Origin of the sequence: Capillimicrobium parvum (assembly GCF_021172045.1) — a bacterium.
GTDB lineage: Bacteria > Actinomycetota > Thermoleophilia > Solirubrobacterales > Solirubrobacteraceae > Capillimicrobium > Capillimicrobium parvum.
In genome coordinates this window covers 2,554,019-2,577,972 of the sequence record NZ_CP087164.1, presented here as the reverse complement: position 1 = coordinate 2,577,972, position 23,954 = coordinate 2,554,019, and the positions used below count along the sequence as shown (strand labels likewise).

Sequence of the window (23,954 nt, the reverse complement as noted above, 5' to 3'; positions counted from 1 at the left end):
CATGCGTCGTCGGCCCGCCTTAACCGCGGCGCAACATCGGCCTCACCCGGCGCCACCGCGAAACGGGGACAATCGGGGGCCGATGACGAGCGCCCGGTTCGATCGGTTGCGTGCGGGGCGTGGCGGTGCGGAGCAGGCTGCCCCGGCATCCGCGGCCGCGCTCGCCGATCCGGAGGCGGCCGCCGCGCCCTCGAGTCGCGCGCCACGCGCGGCGACGGCCATCGCGCTCGCCGCGGTCGTCGGCGTTGCCGCCGCGCTGCGCCTCGTCGCGCTCGGCCGCGTCCCTCCTGACCCGTTCTACGACGCCGCGGTGCGCACGATGGCGGGCTCCTGGCACGCGCTGCTGGTCGGTGCGCTGGAGCCGGGAGCCCACGTGTCGATCGACAAGCCGCCGCTCGACCTGTGGCTGCAGGTGGTCAGCGTCAAGCTGCTGGGGTTCGACCGCATCGCGCTGCAGCTGCCGGCGGCGCTGAGCGGGATCGCCGCCGTCGTGCTGCTCTACGACCTGGTGCGCCGCCTCGCCGGGCCGGTCGCCGGCCTCGCCGCCGCCGCGGTGCTCGCGGTGCTGCCGGTCGCGGTGCTCACCGCGCGCAGCGACACGATGGACAGCGTCATGTCGGCGCTGCTCGTGCTGGCCGCCTGGCTGATCGTGCGCGCCTGCCAGACCGGACGCGCATGGCTGCTGTACGCCGCCGCCGCTTCGGCGGGCCTGGCGTTCGAGGCCAAGCAGCTCGAGTCGCTCGTGGCCGCTCCCGCGCTCGTCGTGCTGGCGGTCTGGGGATGGGCGGGGCGCCGGCGTCACCTTGCCGGCGCCGGCGCGACGTTCGCGCTCGTCGCCCTCGGCTGGCTGGGGGCGATCTCGCTGCTGCCCGCCGCGCAGCGGCCGTTCGCGCTGGGCTCCGCGCACGGAAGCGCGTGGGACGCCACCTTCCTCTATGACGGCGTCGGACGCCTCGGCGGCGGTCCGCGCGCCGGGGGCAACCCGCCGGGCCTCCCGCGGCTGCTGCGGCTGCGCCCGGTCGACACTGGCGTGGTCGTCGGCGCCGCCGCGTCGGCCGCGGCGCTGTTCGGCCTCCTGGCCGCCTTGGCGTCCCGCAGCACGCTGGCGGCGGCCGATCGCCTGCGCCGCGCGGCGGCGCTGAGCCTGGCGATCTGGCTGGGCACCGGCCTCGTGGTCTACAGCGCGATGGGCGCGATGCACGTCCGCTACTTCGAGGGCTTCACCCCCGCGGTGGCGGCGGCGCTGGGCGCCGGAGCCGTCGGGGTCGCCCAGGCCGCGTCGCGTCGCGTCACGGTCGCCGCGGCGTCCGCGGCCGCGACCGCCGCCGTGGCCCTCTACGCGCTGTGGCTGGCCGGCCCGAGCACGACCCTGCGCGCGGCCGTCGCCGCCACGGCCGCGCTGGCGCTCGCGCTCGCGCTCGTCGCCCGGCACCGTCGCGCCCTGTGGCCGGCAGCGGCGACGGCGACGCTCGCCGTGGTGCTCGCCGTCCCGCTCGTGCATTCGCTGCGCATCGTGCGCACGGGCGCCAACGACGCCGAGCAGTTCGGGAGGATCGCTCCGGCCACCGCGCACCGGCTGAGCGCGTTCCTGATCGAACACCAGGGCGGTGCGCGCGAGGAGGTCGCGGTCGAGTCGCCGTACATCGCGGCGGGAATCGTGCTGCACGACCAGCGCGCGGTGCTCATCCTCGACAACACGGGCACGCGCCCGCTCGTGAGGCTCCGTGAACTGCGGGCCGCGATCCGCCGCGGCGACGTTCGCTACGTGCTGCTCGGCCCCGCCTGCCGCCAGCGGCGATGGGCGGCGACCGCCGGCTGCGTCGTCCCGCGCTGGGTCGCCGCCCACGGCGTGAACGTCAGCGCCGAGGCCGGGATCGTCCACAGCATGCTGCGCTCGCGCCTGTACCGGGTGACGTGACGCGTCAGCCGGCCGGCGCATGCGCCAGCCGTCGGCTGCGCAGGAACCGCCACGCCTGCGCCGCGGCCGAGATCGAGGCGCGGGGGCCCGGATCCGGCGGCGTGGCCCCGGGCCACGCGTGCTGGCCGCCCTGCAGGACGATGTGCTCGACGGCGCTGCCCTGCGCGCACGGACCCCAGGCCAGCTGCTCGGCCCGAGGGGCGAGCAGCCGCTCGCGCGGCTGCGGCAGGCACCCGTCGCGGCGCACCCAGCCGTCCACCCAGGCCCGCACGTCGCCGGCGAAGCCGTCGTCGGCGCGACCGGCGTATGGCACGACCTGGTCGTCGGTCCCGTGGATCTCGAGCACCGAGACAGGGCGGTCGGGCGCGCAGGCGGGCAGGCTGCGAAATCCGCCCGCGACCACGACGATGCCCGCCAGCCGCGACGACAGCTCGCAGCCGAGCCGGGCCGTCATGCCGCCGCCGTTGGAGACGCCGACCGCGTAGGTCCGCCGCGTGTCCACGCAGCCGGTGCGCCACAGCCGGTCGACCAGCCTGCGCCCGAACGCCACGTCGCCGGGGCCGGTCAGGTCCCAGAACGCCGGCCGGCCGAGCGACGACGGATAGGCGACCACGAAGCCGGCGCGATCGGCGACCCGCGACAGGCCCGAGTAGCGGGCCATGAACGGCCCGTCTGCGTGCGCGCCGTGCAGCGCCATCATGAGCGGCGCGCCGCGCCGTACTCCGCGCGGCACGTGCACGAGCGCGACGCGCCGCCGCCCTCCGCTGCGCACCTCGACGGTGAGGTCGGCGCCACCACCGCAGCCGTGCCGGCCGGGCCAGGCCGCCGCGGGCGCGCGCGGCCCGGCCGGCTGGAACGCCGTGGCCAGCGCGTGCCGGGCCGGCTGGAGCGCGGTGGCCGGCGCGTGCCCGGCCGGCTGGAGCGCGGTGGCCGGCGGGTGCCGGGCCGGCAGGACCGCCAGCACGACGCCGGCGGCGAGGATCGTGACGAGCAGCGGGCGCGGGAGCCGGGACATGAGCGAAGCGGCGCGGCGGAGCATCCTTCGGCGCTGCCTATCCGCGCCGTGTCGTCGATACGCGCGCGGCGCCCACCACAACGAGAACCTAACGCCCCGGCAACCGCAGCCCGCCGATCACCGGTGAGCATGAGCGCATGGACCCGTACGGGCGCGGTCGAGTGCGGTGGCCGATGCCCGTCCCGCAGACCGCACACCCGCGACCACGGGCGCCGGTCGCCATCCCTGCATGGGCCTGCGCGCTGGCGCCGGGGATCATGGTCGCGCTCATGTCGGTGGTGGCCGTCTCCGCGGCCGGAGCTCCGTCGCGATTGGTGCCCGTCTCGCGCCGCGCCTTCCCGGCGTGGATGGCCGGGCCGCTGCACGGTCTCGCGAAGCCGATCAGCCAGCGCGCGTTCGGCATCGTCCTGATCCTGCTGATCGCGCTGTATCCGGTCGCCGTCCTCGGCGCACGCCGCCTGGGATTGCGCGGTGTCCTGATCGCCGTCGTGGCCGCGCACGTGATCCTGCTCCTCGCGCCGCCGCTGCTGACCGGTGACGTGTTCGGCTACATCGGCTACGCACGCCTCGGCGTCCTTCACGGATCGAGTCCCTACACGCACGGCGCCGTCGCACTGCATCACGACGCGGTGCACCGCTTCGTGCTGTGGCATGACGTGCACAGCCCGTACGGGCCGGCGTTCACGTTGCTGAGCTACCTGACGGTGCCGCTCGGGGTGGCGGGTGCGCTCTGGGCCTTCAAGGTCATGGCCATGGCGGCCGGACTGGCCTGCACGGGGCTCAGCGCCGCAGCGGCGGGACGGGCGGGCGGCGCGCCGGCGCACGCCGCGGCGCTCGTCGGCCTCAACCCGCTGCTGCTCGTCTACGCCGTCGGCGGCGCCCACAACGACCTGCTCGTGGCGGCGGTCGCCGCGGCCGCGCTGCTCGCGCTGGGCGCGCGGCGCGGCGCCCTGGCCTCCGGCACGGCGATCCTCGCCGCCGCGATGAAGACCTCCGCGCTGCTGCTCGCGCCGTTCGTCATCCTCGGCGCCCCCTCGCGTCGCCGGGCGCTCGCGGGAGCGCTCGCGGCGGCGGCGCTGTGCACAGGTGCGGCGGTGCTGGCCTTCGGCTCGAGCCTGACCGGCATGGTCGGCGCGCTCGCCCAGCAGCAGCGCTCCGTCTCCCGCCACAGCATGCCCAGTGAGGTGGCGAGTCTGTCGGGGCTCGATATCGGGACCGTGCGCGCGATGCTCGGCGCGGCCGCCGCCACCGCCGCCGCCGTCGCGCTGGTCCACGCGTGGCGCCACCGGCACCGCGCGGTGGCGGCGGCGGGCTGGGCGACCGCCGCGCTGCTGGTGAGCACGGCCTGGCTGCTGCCCTGGTACATCGTCTGGCTGCTGCCGCTCGCTGCGGTCGCCCGCGATCGCCGCCTGCAGACCGCGACGTTCGTCCTGACCGCGTTCATGGGCGTCACCCACGCGCGGCTCGGTCTCGGATGATGACCGCCCAAACGCGACGCTAACGACCCCGCAACCGCGCCGAACGGACGTCGGGACAACCTGGCGCGATGCGCACCTTCTCCTCACTGATCGTCGTCGGCGCCGCCCTCGCGGTGATCGCCGGCTGCGGATCGCAGCAGGCGGCGCCCACGCAGACCTCGGCGGCCGCCGCTCCCCAGCCGGCGACGCAGACGACCGTGTCCGCGCCGGATGCCATGACGCGGACCGCGATGCGCCGTTACGGGATCGAGTCCCATGGCGCGTCCGCCCAGATCCACCTGCGGACCGTCGTTCACGACCCCCAGCTACTGCACGCGCTGCGCACCGGTGACGTGGCCTCGCTGCGGGCGGCCGTCCGCCGGCTCCAGGCCACACCGCACGCACACATCTCGCGGCTGCGAGTGGTCCGCAGGTCACGCGTCCTGGCCGACGCCGGCGTGCCGTTCGTCCTCGCGCCGCTGCAGAAGACCATCCGCGACGCCCACGGCCGGCCGCTCGCCACGGTCCAGATCTCGATGCAGGACGAGATCGGCTTCGTGCGCTACATGCACCGCGTCTACGGCGCCAACGTCATTCTGCGCGGCCGCGGCCGGTCGCACCTGCGCACGTCGATGTACTCCGCCGCGTTCGTCCGACTGCCCGCCTCGGGCACGGCCACGATCGCCGGGCATCCGTACCGGGTGCACTCGTTCCACGAGTCCGCGCTGGGCGGAGAGCCCGTCACGGTCTGGATCCTCGAGCGCTAGTGGCGAGACCAACGCAACGCTAACCGCCGGGCAACCGGGACGAACCGGGCGCCGGACAGTCTGGCGGCATGCACACCGCCGACTCCCCCACTCGCCAGGCGCCCGGCAGCCTGCCGCCGCCGGCACCACCGCGTCCCGACGCCCGGCCGTCCCGAGCTCCGACGGAGACCCCGCGCGCGCCGGACCTCGTCCTGCCGGGGCTGTCCATCGTGCTGCCGTGCCTGAACGAGCAGGCCAACGTCGCCGACGCGATCCGCGCCGCCGCGCGTGCCGCCTCCCACACCAGCCTCGACTACGAGATCATCGTCGTCGACGACGGCAGCACCGACGCGACCGCCGAGATCGCCGCCGGGTTCGTCCCGCGCGACCGCCGCGTCCGGCTGCTCATCCACCCGGCCAACCGCGGCTACGGCGCGGCCCTGCGCACCGGCATCACGGCCGCGTCGATGCCTTGGATCCTGCTCACCGACGCCGATCTCCAGTTCGACCTCGACGAGCTCGACGACTTCCTGCCCCAGACCGCGACGGCGGACCTCGTCATCGGCTGGCGCATCCTTCGCCGCGACCCGGTCGGGCGCCGCATGAACGCCGCGGCGTGGAACTGGCTCGTACGCAGGGTCTTCCACCTGCCGGTCCGCGATGTCGACTGCGCGTTCAAGCTCCTGCGCGCCAGCGCGCTCGACGGGATCACGCTCACGGCCAACGGCGCGATGATCGACACTGAGCTCCTGGTGCGCTGCCTGGCCGCCGGCGCCCGGATCACCGAGCTCGGCGTCCACCACCGGCCCCGCATCAACGGCCGGCAGAGCGGCGCCAGCCCACGCGTCGTGATGCGCGCGTTCGCAGAGCTCGCGCGGCTGCGCCGGCAGCTGGCCGCCGAGCGCCGCGCCGCTGCGGCCTGAACGCGGGACGACGCCTCCCTTCGCGGTGCGACTGTGCCGAGATCCCCATCCGCATCGCTGCTCCTGACCCGAGATCGCGCCTCGCTGTCGCAGTTCGCGCGCTTCTGCGTCGTCGGGACCAGCGGCTTCGTCGTCAGCCTCGTCACCTTCGCGCTGCTCCTGGAACGCACCGGAATCGACTACCGTGCCGCGGACGCGCTGGCGTTCCTCGTCGCCGTCGCCAACAACTTCGTCTGGAACCGGCGCTGGACGTTCGCGACCGCCCGCGCCGGAGCGGTGGGACAGGCGAGCCGGTTCCTCGTGGTCTCGGTGATGGCGACGGCCCTGAGCCTCGCGATCCTCACCGGTCTCGTCGCCGCGCTGCACGCCGATGCCATCGCCGCGCAGGCCGCGGCGACGATCGCCGTGACGCCACTGAGCTTCATGGGCAACCGGCGGTGGGCGTTCGCCGCCGGGTCGCGGCCACGGCAACGACCGCATCGGAAGCGGGAGCCGGCCGGCGGCGACTGACCTCGGCCCCGACCGTCCGCGACGCGCTGCTCGTCGCGCCGGATCCTCCCCGCGCCGCTCAGCTCTCGGCCGGCGCCTGCTCCGCGAGGTCCTCGCGCGGGATGTCCCACACGACGCGGTGGCTGGCGGGGCCGCGGATCAGAGCGGGCACCTCCGCCCACAGGGCGGCCGCCGCGCTCAGCATCCAATACGCGACCGGATAGACCGGGGCGATGAGCAAGGCGAGGGGGGCGCGGCCGTCGTAGCGCCGGTCCAGACTCAGGGCGATCGTGACCTGGATCGTGGCGACGACGGCGACGGCGATCCCCCACGAGAACAGGAGCGTGAACGCCGAGACGTCCGGGACGTCGACTCCGGCGACGACGAACAGCAGGACCATGATCAGGTACCAGATCGCGAGCAGCACGATCCAGAACAGCGAGCCGAGCCCCTCGAGCGCCAACGGCCACAGATGCCGCTGGCGCCAACGCACCAGATGGCGCAGGTGGACATGCAGGACTTCCCCCTGCCCGCGTGCCCAGCGGCGGCGCTGCGCCCACAGCGCGCGGAGATTCGACGGGACCTGCATCCCGACCAGCGCGTCCGGCTCGAACGTCGTGTGCCAACCCGCCAGAAGCAGCCGGTACGTGAGCTCGATGTCCTCGGTCGCCATCTCGGCGCGGTAGCCGCCCGCTTCCACGACCGCATCGCGGCGAAAGAGCCCGAGGACGCCGGCCACCACACCGACGCGCCCGGCGACCGCCTGGGTGCGCCGGATCAGCCCGATGATCGCCGACGCCTCGATGATCTGCATCGCGCACAACAGGGTGCGCCGGTTGGTGACGTGCGGCGCGCCCGCGACCGCCGCGACACGCTCCGAGCGCAACAACCGGCTCACCAGCAGCTTGAGCGCCAGCGCATCGACGTGCGTGTCCGCGTCGGTGATCACCACGAGCCCATGCCGGGCCATCCGCAACCCGCGGTTGAGCCGGTCGGCCTTGCCGATGTTCACCGGGTCCGCGACCACCCGCACGCGCGGGTCGCCCTCCGCCGCCGCGGTCGCCGCCGCCGCCGTGGCGTCACTGGAGCCGTCGTCGAGCACCAGCACCTCGAAGACCGGATAGTCGATCTGCCGAGCCGCGCGTACGCACGCCCCGATGACGCTCTGCTCGTTGTGGGCCGGGATCAGCACGCTCACCCCCGGCCAGCCTCCCTGCGGCTCCTGCGGCTCCGGACGCTCGTCGAAGAGGCGGAACAGCAGGCCGCCCGCGATCCAGGCCGCCGAGGTGACAACCGGATACAGGCCGAGGAACGCCAGCAGGAGCTTGGCCGTCTGGCCGCCGCTCACGCGCCGCGCTCCTCGCGCACACGAACGACCCGGCTCCAGCCGACCACCAACAGCGCCACGACGAACGACGCCCCGAGGGCGATCAGCGCGTATTCGACCGCATCCCCGTGTCCCACCACGAACGCCAATGTGACCAGCGCCACGACCCACACCACGGGCGCCGCCAGATACAGGGCGGCCCTGCGACCGCGCGACGCCGGCGCGCGTGGGGTGAAACGAGCGGGGAGCTCAGGCTCGCCCATCAGCCGACCGATGCTGTCCCCGCCACGACACCGACCGTCTCCCTCCTCGGACCTGCCCGAATCTAGATCAACCCCGCCGATCTCGCAACACGTGCCGGTCTCCGGGGTCAAGCGGCACGCCCGGACACGTGCCTCGCCGGCGGCGCGACGCAAGTTGGTACTCGAGATCGGTAACCCAGAGAGCCGAAAGGCCCGCCGGAGCGGGCCATCCATGAGTGGCGATACTGGGCTGGAAGACGCCACCGGCACGAATTTGGCTCTAGGACCTTGTTCTGTGGTGGTCTGAGGCGCTCTCGCCGCGTTGACGGAGTCCTGGCGCCTCGTCGCGCTTGCGGGCGATCTCCAGCGGCCCGGCGGCGAGGCCGAGCGCGGCGATCGCGAAGACATCGTCGGCGTGGAATCCGCCAGGGTGCGTCGCGACCCGCATCGTCGTGCTCAGCGGTTGGCCTTCACCCGCGCGGCGACGACGGGGTCGGAGGTGCCGGGATAGCAGCGGGCGGTCGCTCCGCCGTCCGCCGCGATGCACTGGCCGGTGATGAAGGACGCCTCGGACGACAGCAGGAACGCGACGAGGGAGGCGATCTCCTCCGGCTCGCCCATGCGGCCGAGCGGCTGGACGACGTCGTTCTCGCGAGCGGCAGCGGCAGGATCGGGCGCCGCGGCCATCGCCTCGAGGTTGCGCGGCGTGCGGATGCCCGACGGCTCGACCGCGTTGCAGCGGATGCCGGCCGGCGCGTACTCGACCGCGGCCTGCATCGTCAGGGAGTTGATCGCGCCCTTGCACGCGGCGTACGCCGCCCAGCCGGGGAACGACGCCCGCGCGTGCGTGGAGGAGATGTTCACGATCGCGCCGGCACGGTCGGCCTCGAGGAGGCTTCGAACGGCCTGCGAGCAGCCCCAGTAGTAGCCCATGAGGTTGACCCGCAGCAGCGACTCGACGTCGTCGGGGTCGGGCTCGTGCAGGCTGGTGCGGATCATCAGGCCGGCGTTGTTCACCCAGCCTGACAGCGGCGCACGCGCCTCCGCGCGCTCCGCGGCCTCCGCCAGCATGGCGCGGTCGGCGGCGTCGCCGACGACGACCTCGCCGCCCGAGTCCAGCGCACGAGCCGCCTCGGCGGCCAGGTCGGCGTCGACGTCGATGCCGACGACCTGCCAGCCGTCGGCCGCCAGGCGGCCGGAGATCGCCGCTCCGAGCCCGGTCCCGCAGCCGGTCACTACCACGCTCCGCTCCACTGCACGCTCCTCTCGGTGATGCGCCACACGGTACGCGCGTACCACGAGGAGCTGCTCGGGCCGGTGGCCGTCGTCCCCGAACCGGCCGGCCAAGCAGGAGCACCGCGTCGAGAAGCTCGTCGCGGGTCAGAGCCGCGCGAGGAAGTCGCCGATGCGCTCGAGCGCGAGCTCGAGATCGGCGCGTGAGCTCGCGCAGGACAGCCGGAGGTGCCCGGCGCCGCCCGCGCCGAACGCCGTGCCGGCGAGCAGCGCGACGCCCGCCTGCTCCAACAAGCGCGTCCGCCAGCTCCTCCTCCGACATCGGCAGGCGGGCGACGTCGGTAGAGGCCAGTGACCACGAGAGAATCGGGGGAGGGGCCCCTCCTCGACGCGTCCCCCACGGACAGCGGCGCGCCGGACTGCGGTCCGGTCGGGCGGGCGAGCGTCCTATCGCGCCTGCCGGCCACACCACACGCACCGCAAGCCGGCCGTGTCGGCCGTCGCCGGCAGCGGCGCGAGCAGCGGCACGACCTCGCCGCCTGCCGTTCGCGCAACTCCTCGAGGTCTACGTCGCGTTGGTCGATGCGGGCGAGGGGCTCGAGTTCACCGAGGCGGCGGGCGGACGGCGGATAGCGTTCCTGCTGGGACGGGTGCGTCTCAACGGACAGGTTCGCACGGCGGCCCTGTGGCGCCAACCGGGTTCGCCGGGAGGGGCGGCCGGGCTCGCCCGCGCGGGGAGTTTCAACGCGTGATCCAACTGGAGGCGCGGGGTGCGAAAACACCCGTGGGAATGCGGGGTCTTTCAGTTGGATCATCCCGTGATCCAACCGTGATCCAACTGGACAGTGATACAACCGGCCTACCGGAGGGTGGCGCGACGGGTCCGGGCGTTTCCGCGCCCTGCCGATGCCGCCAAATGGGCCCCTGTTGGGCCCACGGACCGACCCGAGAACGGCGAAACCCCCGATGTCCTCGGGGGTTTCGTGAGTGGGCGATACTGGGCTCGAAGACGCGGCCGCCAGGCGAATTTGGCTCTAGGACTTGCTTCTCTGGTGGTCGGAGGTGCCCGCAGTTCGGTCAGATCCGCTCAAATTGGTACTCGATTGGTACCGGAGAATCCGGCCGCTATCGGCCGCCGGGGCTATGCGACGACGGCATCGATCGCGGGCGCGTTGGCGTCTGACTCCGGGGCGAACGCCGCGTCGATGATCTGCGCGTCGCGGGCGGCCGGCGCGTAGTGCATGTAGAGCTGCGTGGTTGCAAGATCGGCATGCCCCATCCACGCCTGAATGGTGCCGACGGGGACGCCGCGGCGCGCCATCGTCGTCCCGAACGTGTGGCGCAGGTCGTGGAAGGAGAAGGTCGGCGATAGGCCTGCCGCGACAAGCGCTCGCCGGTAGCGCTGCATGATCCCGGCGCGAGCCATCGGGTGTCCGGTAGAGGGGCACGCGAAGACGGCGTCCTCCGGGCCGACCCATTTGCTGACCGCGCGCAATTGCAGCAGTGCCTCGGCAGCCGTCGCCGCGAGCGGAACGGATCGCCGCCGGCGTCCCTTCGGGCTCGATCGGCGACCCCGCGTCACGCTCTCGAGCACGTGGATGAGCGATCGCTCGAAGTCGACGTGCTGCCACCGCAATCCGCGCAGCTCGCCCTGCCGCAGACCGGTGTACGTGGCGAGCACGTAGAGCGTCCGATCCAGCTCTTCGTACTCGCCCTCCACGGATGCGGCGATCAGCCGGGCGACCTCGTGCGGCTCGAGAAAGGTCAGTTCCTCGAGCGGCGCGTCTCTGGTGATAGTCGGCAGGTCGATGGCGCTCATCGGCGACGCCGCGATCCACTTCTTGCGGACCGCGAAGTTGAGCAGCGCGCTCAGGCTGCCGAGGTAGTTGCGGACCGACTTCGGTGACAAGCTCTGCCCACCCCGGCGTCCCTGGCCCTTCTTGGCGCTCAGGTGCGCCGCAAACGCTTCGATCCGTCGTGCGTCGATGTCCTGGATCGGCGTGTCGCCGAAGAACGGCACGAGATGGATGCGTAGATGCATGGCGTAGTCATCTAGCGTCGTCTTCTTCAGCCCGCGGTGCTCACGGGCGTGTTCGATGAAGAGGTCGCCGAGCTCTTGGATCGTGTAGCCGTGCCGCGCGCGGCCCTTGGTTCCGCGCGCCCGGAGGTCTTCCGACCCGACGTTCGCAATGAGCTCGCGCAGCCGTGCCTCAGCCTGCGCCTTCGTCAGCCCGTCGGCCTCGCCACGCGTGCGCTTCGGTCCGAGCCGGCGCTTCACCTGACGCCCACTGACTCGCCACTTGCCGTACCAGGTGCCGTCGACCTCGAAGATCGAGCCGGACCCGTATGCGCGTCTCGCGCTACCTTGCGCCTGCATGGGAGCTACCCCTCCTGTGCCAGGCCGGGGGCGTTCGCGCGCCGCCCGGCCACCTCGTCTCGGCTCCCAATTCTCACGTGCGCGGCGGACATCTCACGTGGCCACGCGACGTGATCCCCGCCGGACCGCGCCGTCGCCCTCAAGGTCCGCGACCCACGCTTCAATCGCGGCGCGCCGGTAACGCACGTACCGGCCCAGGCGCACATGAGGCATACGCCCGAGCCGAGTCTCTTCGTATACCCACGAGCGGGCGACGTGCAGGATCTCCGCGACCTCCCCGGCATCGAGGAGACGGTCGGGGGCTTGAGCGGCATCGAGATGATCAAACATGCCGAACAGACGGCACGTCTCGACAGCATCCCGCCCGCGATGGACGCACGTACGGTGCGGGGACAACGTGGGACGCGCGACGGCCACCACCAGCAGGGAGCAAGCTGTGGATCGGCTTAGGGTGGCATCGAAGCGGACCCGGGCCGCGTGGGAGGCGCGTACCGAGCGGAGTGCTGGGCGCTGCGGCGGCGCGAGCGGTGATGAACAGCCTGGTTACGGATCTACTTCGAGCCAGAGCCGGAGCGTTGTTGCGACCCGCGCGACAACTTGGCGCGTCCGGGGCTACCGGCCGCGATCGAGCGCGACCGGGCCACACGTTGGCGGCTGCAGGCCGAGCTCGGACTTGACGTCATCGAGGCGGCGGGCCGCAGCGTGGTAGACGCGGCGCTCGCGGTCAACGCGGGGCGGCGGACCAAGTCCGGGCTGGTCGGGCGCGAGGTGATGGCCGTGACGTTGGCGGTAGCTCTCGATCGTGCGCGCCCCTTGGTCCCATCGCCGCTGCAGGGTGAATTCCTCGGGCCGGGGACCGAGCTCCTGGGTGACGTAGGCGGGCGGGTCGATCGTGACCAACCGCAGCGCCTCGATGCGCCTGGTGTGCTCGCGGCGCGCGAGCTCGGTCTCGACGGCCGCCAGCCGACCGATGGCGTGGCGGCGGTCGTCGAGCCAGGCGTCGGGGTCGCCCAGGTGCTCGCGCACCTGCGCGATGCGCTGGTCGACGTGAGCGAGGCGTTCGCGCCAGGTCGCGGCCGCGCGGTGTGCGCCCGCGACGCGTTCGCGCAGCACGCGTCGCTCGCGCCACCGCGCGCCAGCGAGCTGCGCCGACGTCTGGTCCAGTGTCTGGGCTGAGCGCTCGACCTCGGCGGCCACGCGCGAGCGCTCGCTGGTCAGTACGTCGAGCTTGTGTGCCGCCGCGGTCGGTGCGGTCTCGAGGATCGAGCGCAGGTGCCCGGCTTCGGAGCGCAGCCGATCGTCGGGCATGGTCCGCAGCTCGCCCTGGGCGGCGGCGTCGATCGCGAGGCCCTTGGCGCGCGACTGGCCGAGCGCGCGGACGATGTCGCGCAGCGGATCGGTCGGTGGCGTGCCATCCAGCGCGAGCTGGTCGGACTGCGAATCGGAGGCGGTGACGTAGAAGCGCGTCTCGACGCGGTGGCGGCTGGCCGCGACATAGCCCCACTCCTGGAATGCCTCCTCGCTGGCGAGGACGTAGCTGCGCTCAACGGTCCCGCCCTGGATGCCGTTGGCGGTGATCGCGTAGCCGTGATCGAGATTCGGCGTCTGGTCACGCCAGCCCGTGACATAGCGCGGCGGAAGGTCGACGGTGTGGCCATCGTCGAGGCGCAACGTGATGGCAGTGTCGTCGTGGATGTGGGTGATCTCGCCGCGGCTGCCGTTGACGACACCGAGATACGGCGCGTTCGTGCGCGTCACGACGCGGTCGCCCACCGCGAACGCGCGGCCATCAACATGGAGTTCGCGATCGGTCAGGCGACCTGCGTCGCGCATTCTGTGGCGGGCGAGGTGGTTGAGCTCGCGTACCTCGCTGCGGCGCAGCGCGATCATCGCGACCTGCTCGATGCCCTCCGCCTGGGCGCCCTGCCACCAATCGGCAACCAGCGCCTGGCGGGTCTGCTGGACGTCGGGCGCGACGGTGATGCGGCCGCGACGCGCCAGGGAATCGATGAGCTCGTCGGGTCGGCCGGCACGATGGGCATCCAGGACGCGGCGGTCTTCGGGATCGTGTTGGCGGCGGTTGTCGTGCAGCTCGATCGCGCCGAGCCGTCGGGCGAGACCGCGGAACGCGCCGCCAGCATCGATCTCAGGCAGCTGCTTGTCATCACCAACCAGCACCAGCTTCGCCTCGGCCCGCTCGGCGTGGTTGGCGAGACGATCGAGGGTGCGGGTGCCGACCATGCCGGCCTCATCGACGCTCAACACCGACCCCCGGGCCAGGCCGTGCTCGTCGATGTCGACCAGGAGGCGGGCGATCGTGCACGCCGGGATGCCCGAGTCGCGCAGCTCGTTGGTGGCATACGAGCCCAGCGCGGTGCCCTGGACGAGCAGGCCGGAGCGCTGCCACGCCTCCCTCGCCGCGTCGAGCGCGGTCGTCTTGCCCGCGCCCGCCTTGGCCAGCACCACCTGCAGCCCGTCTCCCGACGACGTGAGTGCGCGGACCATCCCCCGCTGCTCATCGGCGAGATACGGGCGGGTGGCCAGCGCGTCGGCCACGTTCTGCGCGTCCGCGACGCCGGTGCCTTGGCCGACCCTGGCGGCGGCGGCTTCGACGAGTCGGCGTTCGGTGGCGAGCATGTCCGGGGTGCTGTAGCGATCCTCGACCACGGCCACCCGCGCGCCGTGGCGGGTCGAGATGACCTGCGAGCGCGCCACCGGCCCGGCTTCGCCATCGACACGCACCACGAGGTCGGAGGCCAGCCAGCGATCCGCGAGTGCCTCGATGCGCGCCACGTCGGCACCCGACGGGTGCAGCTCGGCCCATGCCTGCAGCGCCTCACGGCGACCGAAGGTCGACGCCTGCGCCGTGATGCCGGTCTTGCCGGCCATCAACTGCGCCGCCGCGCGCACCTGCTCGTCGGTTGTCTCGACCGGCTCGCGGTCAAGCACGCCGGCAACCATGTCGCGCGTCAGGCCGTGCTCAGCTGCTCGGGCCTGCCAGCGCTCATAGATCGTGTGCTGGCTGACCCCGTACGTCTTGGCCTGACGGGTCTCCAACGCCGCAGCCCTGGCCGCGGCCGCGCTTTGCAACCCACGAACGTGCAGGGCGTCGAGGATCTCCGCGCGACGCTGACTGAAGTGCTCAAGCGCCTCCCGCGGCATGCCCTCGATCTCCGCCGCCCCCTTGACCACCGGACCCCACTGCACCCCCAGCGACCGGCTCAGCTGGTCACGCAACGCCGCCTGATACAGGTAGCCGACCGTCTTGGCGTGCGCGTACAACGGCGCGGCATGCAACGCCGTCCAGCGCCCATCAGCACCCTGCGCCAGGTTGGCCGCCACGACGTGGGTGTGCAGCTGCGGGTCACCGGCCCGCGAGGTGCGATGCCGGTATGCCCCCGCGATCAGCCCGCCGGCGTGCTCCTTGACCGCGCCCGCGGCGCCGCGCCGGACCTGGACCGCCTCACGCTCCAGATAGCCCAGCGCGTCACGCACCGCCGCCTCATGACCGCGCACCACTGCGGTACGGACCTGCTCGTCGCCGGCCGCGAACAACACTGACACCGACTTCGGCGCCGAGAACGTTAGATCAAAGCCTTGCACCGCGAACCCGCCCCCGGGCCGCAGCGGCTCACCCGTCCGCGGATGGCGCGCCTCCACCAGGAGCGTCTCAAGCTCGCCGTCCGCCACGTCGCCCTCGAGCCCGAGCGTCGCCGCGCCGCCGCCGACCCATTCGCCGCGCGACTCGCCCTCACCGGTGTAGTAGTCCTCCCGGCCGGTCGCGACCGACTGCTCGTAATAACGCGCGCTTTCCGCGCCGCGCGTGAGCTTGCCAATGCTCAACACCAGCAGATCCCCACACACGCGCGCATGAGATCCAGACGGCACCCGCACCCTCACACCCCCACGCCGCCACCGACCCCCCGCCCCCCGAACCAGCCGTCACCCCCGCTCCCGCCCCCTCACCGCCACCACACTCGCCACACGCGACCAGCCACCACACCGACCCCCACGGCCGCCGCCCACCGCGCCCCCCTCGATCCTCGCCGCCGACTCCCGCACCACCGCCGCGACTCCCCATCGACGCCGCTCACCTCCGCTCCCCCGCAGCCGACCACCCAAATGCACCCGCCGGGATGCTGGATGCGCAGCCGGTGGCGCCGACGTCCTGGCGGCCTCGTACTTCGGCGCGGCCGGCTGACTCCACACTTGATCGACCTCGACGATGGCGCGACTCCGACCGGCCTGCTGCACCTGCGGTATCCGGCCACCGTGTGGCTCCACGTCGAGGACCTCACCGAGCGGCATTGGGACCTGCTCGGCGACGGACCGCAGATGATCTGGACGCGCGACCTCGACACCCCCGCGGCCCCTCGTCGACGGACGGCTGACCGCGGGCCCGGACCCCCGCCGCGATGACGCGTCGACGGGCTCGCCGGTACGAGGAGCGTTTCATGAAGCCGAGCTGCGCTTGGATCTGGGAGCGTCGGCGGGGGGTGCTGACACACGACTCCGCCGGGATCTCACGCACGGACCTGAGCGCTTCGGGCGCTGAACGGGCTTCGCCGGCCGGGGCGGACCTCCTCTGCGCGCGATCCGACTGGCCTTGGCGCCGAGGTCTGCACAGCCGGAGCACCGTTTTTGTACAGCGGCGCCGCCAGCGCGACCGCACACCTGGTCGACAAGTCGAGTCAGTACTCCGCGAGCTCGCGGCTGGCCTTCTTGCGTGTTGCGAGGGCGTTGCTGAAGGCCGCGGTGGAGATCTCGTCTGGGTCCGAGAGCTCAGCGAGCTCGGTCATGTTGATGTGGGCGAACGCGTCACTGGTCTCGACGAGCCTGCCCCCAATGGCCTCGAGGTCTGACGCGGTTTCGGTGTGAGTGGCGTAGCTGGCGACGGTGCGGGCCTTGACCTCGAGGGTGCGGCCGATCAGCCGCGCCCATGAGGCTGACTCGTCGTCGCCCTTGACGAGCTTGAGCAGCGCAGCGATCTCCTGCTTGTTGCGCTTGGCGAGCAGCAGCGCCTGCAGGGTCCCCGCAGAGAAGAAGTGGTAGCGCGCGCCGACTCGGACGGCGGGGACGATCCCCGCGTCGACCCACCGGCGCAGAACGAAGCTCTTTGCGCCGGCGAGGGCGGCGGCATGACCGATCCCGAGCGGGTAGAACGCGTCGTCGGGCAGGTCAGGATGGTCCCCGGGATAGCGCCAGAGCCGGTACTCCTCCGCGGTGAGATCCGCGAAGTCGCCGCGCTCGTCGGCGTCGGCGATCTGTGCGGCATCCTCGGTCAGCAGCTCCAGCAGCCAGTCGTTGGCCAGTTCGTCCGCGCGCAGGCGTGCGAGCTTTCGCTGGAGAGCGGTGAGCGTCTGCGGCGCCACCGCCTCGGCCATCGCCGCGATCACCTGCCGGGTGCCATCGGGTAGCTCAGGCCGATCGGCGAAGCCATCGACGGACACGCCGTCGTAGGTGTAGCCCGTCGCGTCGGGGCGGATGATCGGGAGATCGGCCATGAGGAGATGGTAGCAACCGTACTTTCAAAAGTACATTTCATCCGACCTGGCGTCCGGGCGGATCACCACCGAGCCCATCACGCGCCGAGCATCAGTCCGTCCGTCCACAACCACACGTCCTTCTGCCGGATACCGATCCCCAAGTACACCGGCGCGAGGTCGATCACGGACTTGCGTGGGCTTGGATGCAGCCACTTCCCCGGCCCGTAGGACTTCTCGACCGGGAGGATCTTCGGGTCGCGGCGCAACACCAGGACGCCCTCGATATTGACGACCGCCCTCTGCTTGGCGAAGAGACGCTTGAGGAGGTCATCGTCGGAAAGCTGCTCGGGCGCGATGTTCGTCACGTGCAGTCCGTTGCCTCGCGCGTCCTCGCGATCGAGAACCATGTACTTGCGTGACCGATGAATCCCGAGTGCAAGATCCGGCGTCGTGTAGTGGAACCAGACCGAGACGCCATCTTGATCCCACAGGCGCTTGGGCACGGCAACACATTACGGATCTTGAGCGACCGAATCGCGGTTGGTCAGCGCGCTCGTCGAGCGGCGTGCTACGCCGGCGCGCCTGCGATCGGCGTGACCTGCCCGGTTGCGGACGCGGGCGATGAACGCCGAGGTATGACGCGGGTTCGATCGAAGCCTCGTCGATCGCGGTGACCCGGACGGCGTCACGCGGAAACTGCGAAGTCCGCCCACCTGCACGCGTTGCGCGTCCGGTCGCCGCTCAACAGAATCCTGTTGATGGAGACTACTTATCTAGTGACGTACGATCTCCGTGGCTGTGACGAGACGAGCGCCGACTACGCGGACCTCATCACCGAGATCGGGGCGTACGCGAACTGCCGCAGGATCATGCTGTCGACGTGGCTCATCGTCAGCGAGTGGACCGCCAAGGAGATCCTGGACGACCTTGCGCGGCATATCGATCGCAACGACCGGTGTTCGTATGCCCCATCGGCAAGCCTGCCGCGTGGCGCAACCTAACGGCCGAGAGCGAGTGGTTGAAGGCTACGAACCCCTCCATCCGTCTCGCGGCGGGAACAGCTCCGCCGCGGACGCGCCGCTCTCGGACGAAGTGCGCTAGAACGTCGCACCCCAAAGCGATGAGCGCGGCGCCCTGTCCTCCACACCTGGTTGCCCCGCCAGCCCTGCGTCCCGCAGAGGACGAGGGTTGCGTGTGGTCGGCCATCGCGTTCCTCGATGAAGGCCGGTGGAAGCTCGCCGCCGGTGCGCTGCTGACGGTCCCACTCGCGCTGTCGACGACAAGCTGGACCCGCTGGGGGTCGCTGCAACCGCCCACTGCAAGGCCTCGCGGCGACGCTGAGGGTTTCGACCTCGGTCCCGTGTTCATCGCCGAGCCCTTCCTGGGCGTTCGGATCATGCGCGCCCCGGTCGCACCTGACGAGTGGGACGACGTCGTGGCTCGCCTGGGATCGGGCGCGTTCGAGGCGCCGTGGGCCGCGCTGCAGGTCGCCGCGTCGAGCTGGAGTCCACCGACTCTGATCCCGACCGAAACGACGAACGAGGACCGAGCGCTCGTCGCGGGCACCCATCGTCCGGTCCTCGCCGTCATCGCCGACCTCGAGACGCCGCCGGCGCCGCTAACGCAGCCGGCCTGGGAAGTCCAGTCGCCGCCGCACCTGCCACGCGGGCGAGATCTCGCGGAGGTCGCCAAGCATCGCTATCTGACCAACTGGCCGGAGCGCCTGACTGGCATCGCCTGGCTGGGCCATCCCGATCACGCGCCCGTCAACCGGGTGGCGATCGGCCGGGTCCTGGGCGACGCGTGGATCGCCGACGTGTACCCCGACTTCGACACGGGTGAGTTGATCATCTCCGTCGCTTGGGACGCGGACCGGATCGACCCGGTGAGCTGCTCGCTGCTGCTCCGCGTCGGAGAGGAGCGCCCGCTGCTCGCCCAACAGGTCCGGATCACCGATCTGCCGTCCGGCGACCAGCGGGACGACGGGCCCGAGCCCAGAATGCTCGCCTGGAATCGGCGCACCATCGCGGTTCGCCTTCCGCGAGGACCGCACCGGACCTCGTGGAGCGTGTCGCTGATGAGCCCTGACGGCCGCCTCCTCGACGAGCGGCCACTGGTCCGCCGGATCGAGTCCGTTGAGCTCACATGGCACGCGGAGGCTGCCGCGGCGCCCGGGTCGCGGTCGGTCATCGGCGAGCGACGCCCGACGCCGAGCGCCGCCGAGAGCGACGAGGCGGTCGAGTTGGCGAACTCCCTGGCCGCCGAGGCGCGCCTCGCGGCAGCTCGGAGGCGATGGTCGAACCGAGGCGAGCTGCGCGACTATCTGCGGTCGCGGCTCTCGTACCGAAGCGGCGAGCTGCTGATCGTCGACCCGCAGCTGCTCGCAGGCGACACGGCCCCCGCGGTGATCGAGTTCCTCGAGGAGCTCAATAGGCCGATTCGTGCGCTGACCGCAAAGCTGTCGGCCGATGCGCAGGCGTGCTCTCCCGCGCGCCGGCTGGAGTTCCGGCGGCTCGAGCACGGCACCAACGTGCTTCACGACCGCATCTGGATCGTCGGGGACACCGGGCTGCTCGTCGGCGGGTCCCCGGCGACGTTCCTGCCCAAGCCCGACGGCCGCGAAGGCCGGCTCACCACGGTGTCCGAGCTGCCGTTCGGCGACGTCCAGGCCTGGCGCGACCAGTTCGATGTGTGGTGGCAGGCAGGCCCGCCAATACGGTTCGCGACCCGTCCGAACCCGTCGCACCCCTCGAAGCCGTGAGGACCTCGACCATCAGGCTTTGCGTGGCTGGCCCGTCCTGCTCCGCTGCGCGTCAGACGAGAGGCGCTACCGCGTCGAACTTCCCGATCGATGACCTTCAAGAGCGCGACGGCAGGCGCAAAGGCGGGCCGCCCGATGGATCGTGACCGTAACCACGTCATCAGCGCCGGATACATCCGCAACTGGACCGTCGACGACGTCGTCGAATGCGAACTGGTCGACGGAGGGCAGCGGCTGAAGCTACCGCCCAGTCAGGTCGGGGTGCGCAAGAAGTTCTACGCGGCCTCACCCTCGCCCGACGGGTCGCGGCCGGCGGCCGTCGCCGAGACGGAGCGAGGCGCGATCGAGACGCGCGCGCTCCCTCTGATCCGACAGCTCGGCCAGAGATGGCCGCTGACCGACGCCGGCGAGCGCGCATGGGTTGCGCTGTGGATCGCGATGATCCTCTGCGCCAGTCCGAGACAGCGGGGAGAGATCCCCGGGATGGTCGGCCGGTTCCTCGACGAGATGGAGCGCGAAGCCCCGCTGCTGGCCTGGCTGACGAGAGCGGGCCGCCAGGAGCTGCGCGAGGCGGACTTCGAGCTCGACTCGATGTTCGACGCAGTCAGCACCGTCGCGTCCATCATCGGGCAGATGCACTGGGCTCTGCTGCGGTTCTCCCGTCCGGAGCTCGTGTCCTCCGACCACCCGATCACGCAAGCGGCCTGGTCGCGCACCGACGCCGGCGGCCACGTCGACGTCAGCCTTCTGGGATCTCTTGAGGTTCGCGTCCCGCTGGACCCGCGTGACGCGTTGCTGCTCACCTGGGCGGACGCGGACGATCGCGTTCCGGGCCACGACGCGCCTCGCCATCAGCTCGCCGCGTTCAACCACGGCGCCTGGGCCCAGGCCGAAACGCACAGGTTCTGGCGGCCCGGGACGACGCCGCGCGGGATCGACGCGCGACCAGTCGCCGTGTCGGCCGCGAGCTTCCCGGCCTACGACATCCGCAACAGCGCGCGGCTCGACGCGACCACCGCGTGGCTGCAGACGAGGACGCTCGACCGCGCTCGGGGCGTCGAAGATCGCGCAGTCGTGACGGCCTGGATGACGCAGACGACCGAGGGGCTGAAGCACTCCTTCGTGCGGCACGAGGGCGAGCACGCCCAGGTGCTGTCCAGCTACTCGCTGTGACGCGTCTGAGTCCGCCGCGGGTGCACGATCCCGGCCCACGTACGCCGAGGAACCGCTCCACCGGTTAGCGCGGTGTACGCGTCCCCGCGTTGCGGATCTCCACTCGCCACCGCGGCCGACTGGGCGCCGAGTGCCATGGCCGTAGTCCGAGATAGCCGCTGCACGCCAGTCGCCAGCACGACGTGGTGCGGTGCGACGGCACGCGATAGCCGTCGACGTCGCGTTGGCGGGCTTCATCGCGCACGTCGAGGGACTCGAACAGGTGATCGGTGACGACTCGCTTCAATGGGCTGCGGTAGGCGCCCAGCCGAGACTGCTCACCGAAGCTCACGCAGTCACCGCAGAGGCCGGCCTCGGGGGAACGCCGTCGAACAGCTTGGCGGGCGGGCCTCGGGAGCGGGGCTAGGCGTGCCGAAGCCACGCAGGGGCGCGCTTGGGCGCCGAATCGCCGGCGAGCGTCGCGCGCCTGGCAGGCCTACGCGCGGATCCGCCGGTGCACGCCCTAGCTTCGCGGGTATGACCACGTCAAGCCCGCGGCCGCTTGCCGAGATCGGCTTCATGCCCTGGTTACGGATCGGCGATCCTGTTCAGCTCGGACCGGTCCTCTTCTTTGATTACCCGGCCGACGATCTGCCAGTCACGCTCAGCACAGTCGACCGGGACCGACTGGACCGCGTCAAGCGCGCGTACCTGACATGGCCAGAGCAGGACGAGGTGCGGAGCATCGTCGTCGCGACGATCGACTCATCATTCTCGCTGCGTCCGCTCACCGACGACGAACGGACACTGGTGCGTCGAGCCGGTTACGCGCTCGCATTCTCGTCGTTGGCGTTCGGCTACCACAACCCGGTGTTGCCGTGCTCATCGGACAACTTCCTGCTCTACCACCAGATGCTCGACGGGTCCGGCGGTATCGCGGTCCAAAGCGGCCGCAAGCTGACGGGCTTCGGCGACGGCGTAAAGATGAAGTTCGTCTGCCCGCCCTGGACGCCAACGAGCCTTGTGCCGACCCGGCCCGACAACGACTTCGTCACATCCCTGGGGCTCCTTATCAGCCGGGACGACGCGGCTGAGTTACGACGGCTGTGGCTGGCGCTGGAGAGCTTCTTCTACGCCCTGACGGATAACGAAATGTACAAGGGGCTCTGGCGCCTGGTGCATCTCAACATCGCGCTTGAAGCGCTGCTGGACTTCGCCAACCGCCGCGAGTTCGTCGCGCGCATTGGCAAGTGGGTTGACCCGTATAGCCGCGGCGCCGAGACGGTGTCGCTCTTCAACGGGCCAGGCCAATACACGCTCGCGCAACAGTGGGCCTCGGACTTCTACAACGTCCGCAACGCGCTCGTGCACGGCCACATCGACACTCCTGCGGACACCCTGCTCTTTTGGCGTGGCGTCCGCCCGCATGCAGAGATCGCGGTGCGCGTCTTTCGCATGTGTGTGCGTGAGATCCTCGCCACCTACGTCCGAGGTCCCGCTTCGTATGGTGGGCAACCGGTACGGATCGGCGACATCGACTTCGACGACTGGATCCTGGACAACGACGATCCCGACGTAGTGGAGCGCCGACCCGGTGGCTGAGCGAGGCCTGCTGGCGCTCTAACTCTGAGGCGAAAAGGACGCCTCAGATCGCGCGTCGCAGCGCATCGGCCTCCTGCGCGGCGGAGACCCGCATCGATGCGGTGACCGTGCCGTCGCGGTTTCTGCCGGTGAACTCGCGCACGCCGCCCTGGCCGGGCGCGTCCTTGGGGCCCAGCTCGCCGACCCACACGCGCATGCGCCGGCGCCTGAGCTCAACGACGCGCTGCGGATCGCGCCGCGCGTTGGCGCGCACCTCCTCAAGGATCTGCCGGGACGAGGCGTACACCGCCTCGCCAGCCTGCGCGTAGATGAGCAGGTTCAAGTCGTCGACGAGCGCCTCGCCAACGTCCCGAGCTACCCAGTTCAGCAGACCGTCGGGCGCAGGCCGGATGAGCAGCGCGACGACCGGGTCGATCGGCAGTACCGTCATCGCCCCGGGCGAGGAGTTGAAGCCGGCGCCGGCACCATCGAGCGGTGGCGTCGGGTCCCGGTGAGCGACGGGCGCGTCGGACAGCACGAACTGGCGGCCCTGGGGGGCGCGCAGCAGCTCCCACCACGCTGCCGAGATGAGCCACTGGGTCAATGGCTCCACAGCGCGCAGCATCATGCCGATCTCGCGCACCGGATCGCGCTCGAAGGTGATGTTCCCGTCGCGCAAGCCGTCCAGGAGCTTGCGCTGCCACCTGGCGACCGCTTCGTAAGTCGCGTCGGGACCCAGGGCGCGCCGCGTTGCAGCCGGGTCGGAGAACAGTTGCCGTGCCGCGAGCTTAGAGAATTCGATGTCTGCGGCCGCGAGGTCGGCGCGCGCGTCCGGCGTGCGGAACGCCAGTGTCGCGACGAACCTTGCAAGGCCCACGAGCTTGCGCGGCTCGGGCGGCTCGCCGCCCGAGCCAACGACCTTGGTGATCGCGGGCGCCGCGGCCGACTCGATGCGACCGAGGAGCCCCTCGACACCGTCCTCATTCTTGGCGTTGTTGTCGGTCAGGCGGTAGTAGCGGTCCAGCGACGCCTCCTTGGCAGGGTGGACCGCGCGGCATTCGCCGGTCGACACGTCCATGCGGACGACCGTCGTGTTGCGATCTGCGGGGTCGCAACCGAAGCGGCGCTGCAGGAACCTGGGCAGGTAGTGGTGACGCGCGGCCACGTCTCCAAGGTACGCCTGCGGCCGGACAGGCCATTGCGATGTAGCAGGGCGGCCCTGATCCCGACTCCACGCCCGACCCGCG

The 23,954-nt window shown here is 71.6% G+C and carries 22 protein-coding genes; 10 read left to right on the top strand and 12 right to left on the bottom strand.

The window, feature by feature from the left end; all coding sequences use genetic code 11:
* Positions 1–82: 82 nt before the first annotated feature.
* On the top strand, positions 83–1,918 hold the full coding sequence (locus DSM104329_RS12665; protein WP_259315804.1) for an ArnT family glycosyltransferase: 1,836 nt from the start codon (positions 83–85) through the stop codon (positions 1,916–1,918).
* 4 nt (positions 1,919–1,922) lie between these two features.
* Here DSM104329_RS12665 and DSM104329_RS12660 read toward each other — a convergent pair whose 3' ends face one another.
* Positions 1,923–2,933, bottom strand: coding sequence for an alpha/beta hydrolase family esterase (locus DSM104329_RS12660; protein WP_259315803.1), 1,011 nt, complete (start codon positions 2,931–2,933; stop codon positions 1,923–1,925).
* Positions 2,934–3,106: 173 nt separating this feature from the next.
* Between DSM104329_RS12660 and DSM104329_RS12655 the strand changes: the two genes are divergently transcribed.
* The 4 genes from DSM104329_RS12655 to DSM104329_RS12640 all read left to right on the top strand — a co-directional run bounded on the left by DSM104329_RS12655 (position 3,107) and on the right by DSM104329_RS12640 (position 6,569).
* Positions 3,107–4,411 (top strand): glycosyltransferase 87 family protein, encoded by a 1,305-nt coding sequence (locus tag DSM104329_RS12655; protein WP_259315802.1) that lies wholly within the window; start codon positions 3,107–3,109, stop codon positions 4,409–4,411.
* Positions 4,412–4,479: 68 nt separating this feature from the next.
* Positions 4,480–5,157, top strand: a complete 678-nt coding sequence (locus DSM104329_RS12650; protein ID WP_259315801.1) for a hypothetical protein — start codon at positions 4,480–4,482, stop codon at positions 5,155–5,157.
* A gap of 68 nt (positions 5,158–5,225) precedes the next feature.
* Positions 5,226–6,059 (top strand): glycosyltransferase family 2 protein, encoded by an 834-nt coding sequence (locus tag DSM104329_RS12645; protein ID WP_259315800.1) that lies wholly within the window; start codon positions 5,226–5,228, stop codon positions 6,057–6,059.
* A 33-nt stretch (positions 6,060–6,092) separates the two neighbouring features.
* Entirely contained in the window at positions 6,093–6,569 is a 477-nt protein-coding gene (locus DSM104329_RS12640) for a GtrA family protein (protein WP_259315799.1), read from the top strand.
* A gap of 58 nt (positions 6,570–6,627) precedes the next feature.
* Here DSM104329_RS12640 and DSM104329_RS12635 read toward each other — a convergent pair whose 3' ends face one another.
* The 8 genes from DSM104329_RS12635 to mobF form a co-directional block, all read right to left on the bottom strand.
* Entirely contained in the window at positions 6,628–7,896 is a 1,269-nt protein-coding gene (locus DSM104329_RS12635) for a glycosyltransferase (protein ID WP_259315798.1), read from the bottom strand.
* Positions 7,893–8,138: a hypothetical protein gene (locus tag DSM104329_RS12630; RefSeq protein ID WP_259315797.1), complete on the bottom strand. Its 246-nt coding sequence runs from the start codon at positions 8,136–8,138 to the stop codon at positions 7,893–7,895. The genes DSM104329_RS12635 and DSM104329_RS12630 overlap by 4 nt, the downstream gene beginning before the upstream one ends.
* Before the next feature lie 259 nt (positions 8,139–8,397).
* Positions 8,398–8,565, bottom strand: coding sequence for an MYG1 family protein (locus DSM104329_RS12625; RefSeq protein WP_259315796.1), 168 nt, complete (start codon positions 8,563–8,565; stop codon positions 8,398–8,400).
* Positions 8,566–8,573: 8 nt separating this feature from the next.
* A complete protein-coding gene (locus DSM104329_RS12620; RefSeq protein ID WP_259315795.1) occupies positions 8,574–9,371 on the bottom strand; it encodes an SDR family NAD(P)-dependent oxidoreductase in 798 nt (265 codons plus the stop codon).
* Positions 9,372–9,497: 126 nt separating this feature from the next.
* Positions 9,498–9,644 (bottom strand): hypothetical protein, encoded by a 147-nt coding sequence (locus DSM104329_RS12615; RefSeq protein ID WP_259315794.1) that lies wholly within the window; start codon positions 9,642–9,644, stop codon positions 9,498–9,500.
* 847 nt (positions 9,645–10,491) lie between these two features.
* Positions 10,492–11,727, bottom strand: coding sequence for a tyrosine-type recombinase/integrase (locus tag DSM104329_RS12610; RefSeq protein WP_259315793.1), 1,236 nt, complete (start codon positions 11,725–11,727; stop codon positions 10,492–10,494).
* 93 nt (positions 11,728–11,820) lie between these two features.
* On the bottom strand, positions 11,821–12,057 hold the full coding sequence (locus DSM104329_RS29105) for a helix-turn-helix transcriptional regulator (protein ID WP_407655884.1): 237 nt from the start codon (positions 12,055–12,057) through the stop codon (positions 11,821–11,823).
* A 282-nt stretch (positions 12,058–12,339) separates the two neighbouring features.
* The gene (gene mobF, locus DSM104329_RS12605; RefSeq protein ID WP_259315792.1) at positions 12,340–15,627 is read right to left on the bottom strand and encodes a MobF family relaxase; all 3,288 of its coding nucleotides are present in this window, start codon (positions 15,625–15,627) and stop codon (positions 12,340–12,342) included.
* Positions 15,628–15,936: 309 nt separating this feature from the next.
* On the opposite strand from mobF, the gene DSM104329_RS12600 reads away from it, so the two are divergent.
* Positions 15,937–16,146 (top strand): hypothetical protein, encoded by a 210-nt coding sequence (locus DSM104329_RS12600; protein WP_259315791.1) that lies wholly within the window; start codon positions 15,937–15,939, stop codon positions 16,144–16,146.
* A 272-nt stretch (positions 16,147–16,418) separates the two neighbouring features.
* Here the strand turns inward: DSM104329_RS12600 and DSM104329_RS12595 are convergent, their stop codons facing one another.
* Positions 16,419–17,231, bottom strand: coding sequence for a hypothetical protein (locus DSM104329_RS12595; protein WP_259315790.1), 813 nt, complete (start codon positions 17,229–17,231; stop codon positions 16,419–16,421).
* Between the two features lie 77 nt (positions 17,232–17,308).
* Complete coding sequence (locus DSM104329_RS12590; RefSeq protein ID WP_259315789.1) at positions 17,309–17,716, bottom strand: hypothetical protein; 408 nt, start codon at positions 17,714–17,716, stop codon at positions 17,309–17,311.
* 273 nt (positions 17,717–17,989) lie between these two features.
* Between DSM104329_RS12590 and DSM104329_RS12585 the strand changes: the two genes are divergently transcribed.
* The 4 genes from DSM104329_RS12585 (at position 17,990) to DSM104329_RS12570 (ending at position 22,728) form a co-directional block, all read left to right on the top strand.
* The gene (locus DSM104329_RS12585) at positions 17,990–18,214 is read left to right on the top strand and encodes a hypothetical protein (protein WP_259315788.1); all 225 of its coding nucleotides are present in this window, start codon (positions 17,990–17,992) and stop codon (positions 18,212–18,214) included.
* Between the two features lie 191 nt (positions 18,215–18,405).
* Complete coding sequence (locus tag DSM104329_RS12580; RefSeq protein WP_259315787.1) at positions 18,406–19,974, top strand: hypothetical protein; 1,569 nt, start codon at positions 18,406–18,408, stop codon at positions 19,972–19,974.
* 135 nt (positions 19,975–20,109) lie between these two features.
* The gene (locus tag DSM104329_RS12575) at positions 20,110–21,147 is read left to right on the top strand and encodes a DUF4238 domain-containing protein (protein WP_259315786.1); all 1,038 of its coding nucleotides are present in this window, start codon (positions 20,110–20,112) and stop codon (positions 21,145–21,147) included.
* A gap of 516 nt (positions 21,148–21,663) precedes the next feature.
* The gene (locus DSM104329_RS12570) at positions 21,664–22,728 is read left to right on the top strand and encodes a hypothetical protein (RefSeq protein ID WP_259315785.1); all 1,065 of its coding nucleotides are present in this window, start codon (positions 21,664–21,666) and stop codon (positions 22,726–22,728) included.
* A gap of 43 nt (positions 22,729–22,771) precedes the next feature.
* On the opposite strand, the gene DSM104329_RS12565 is transcribed toward DSM104329_RS12570, so the two are convergent.
* A complete protein-coding gene (locus tag DSM104329_RS12565; protein ID WP_259315784.1) occupies positions 22,772–23,872 on the bottom strand; it encodes a DUF4238 domain-containing protein in 1,101 nt (366 codons plus the stop codon).
* Between the last annotated feature and the right edge of the window lie 82 nt (positions 23,873–23,954).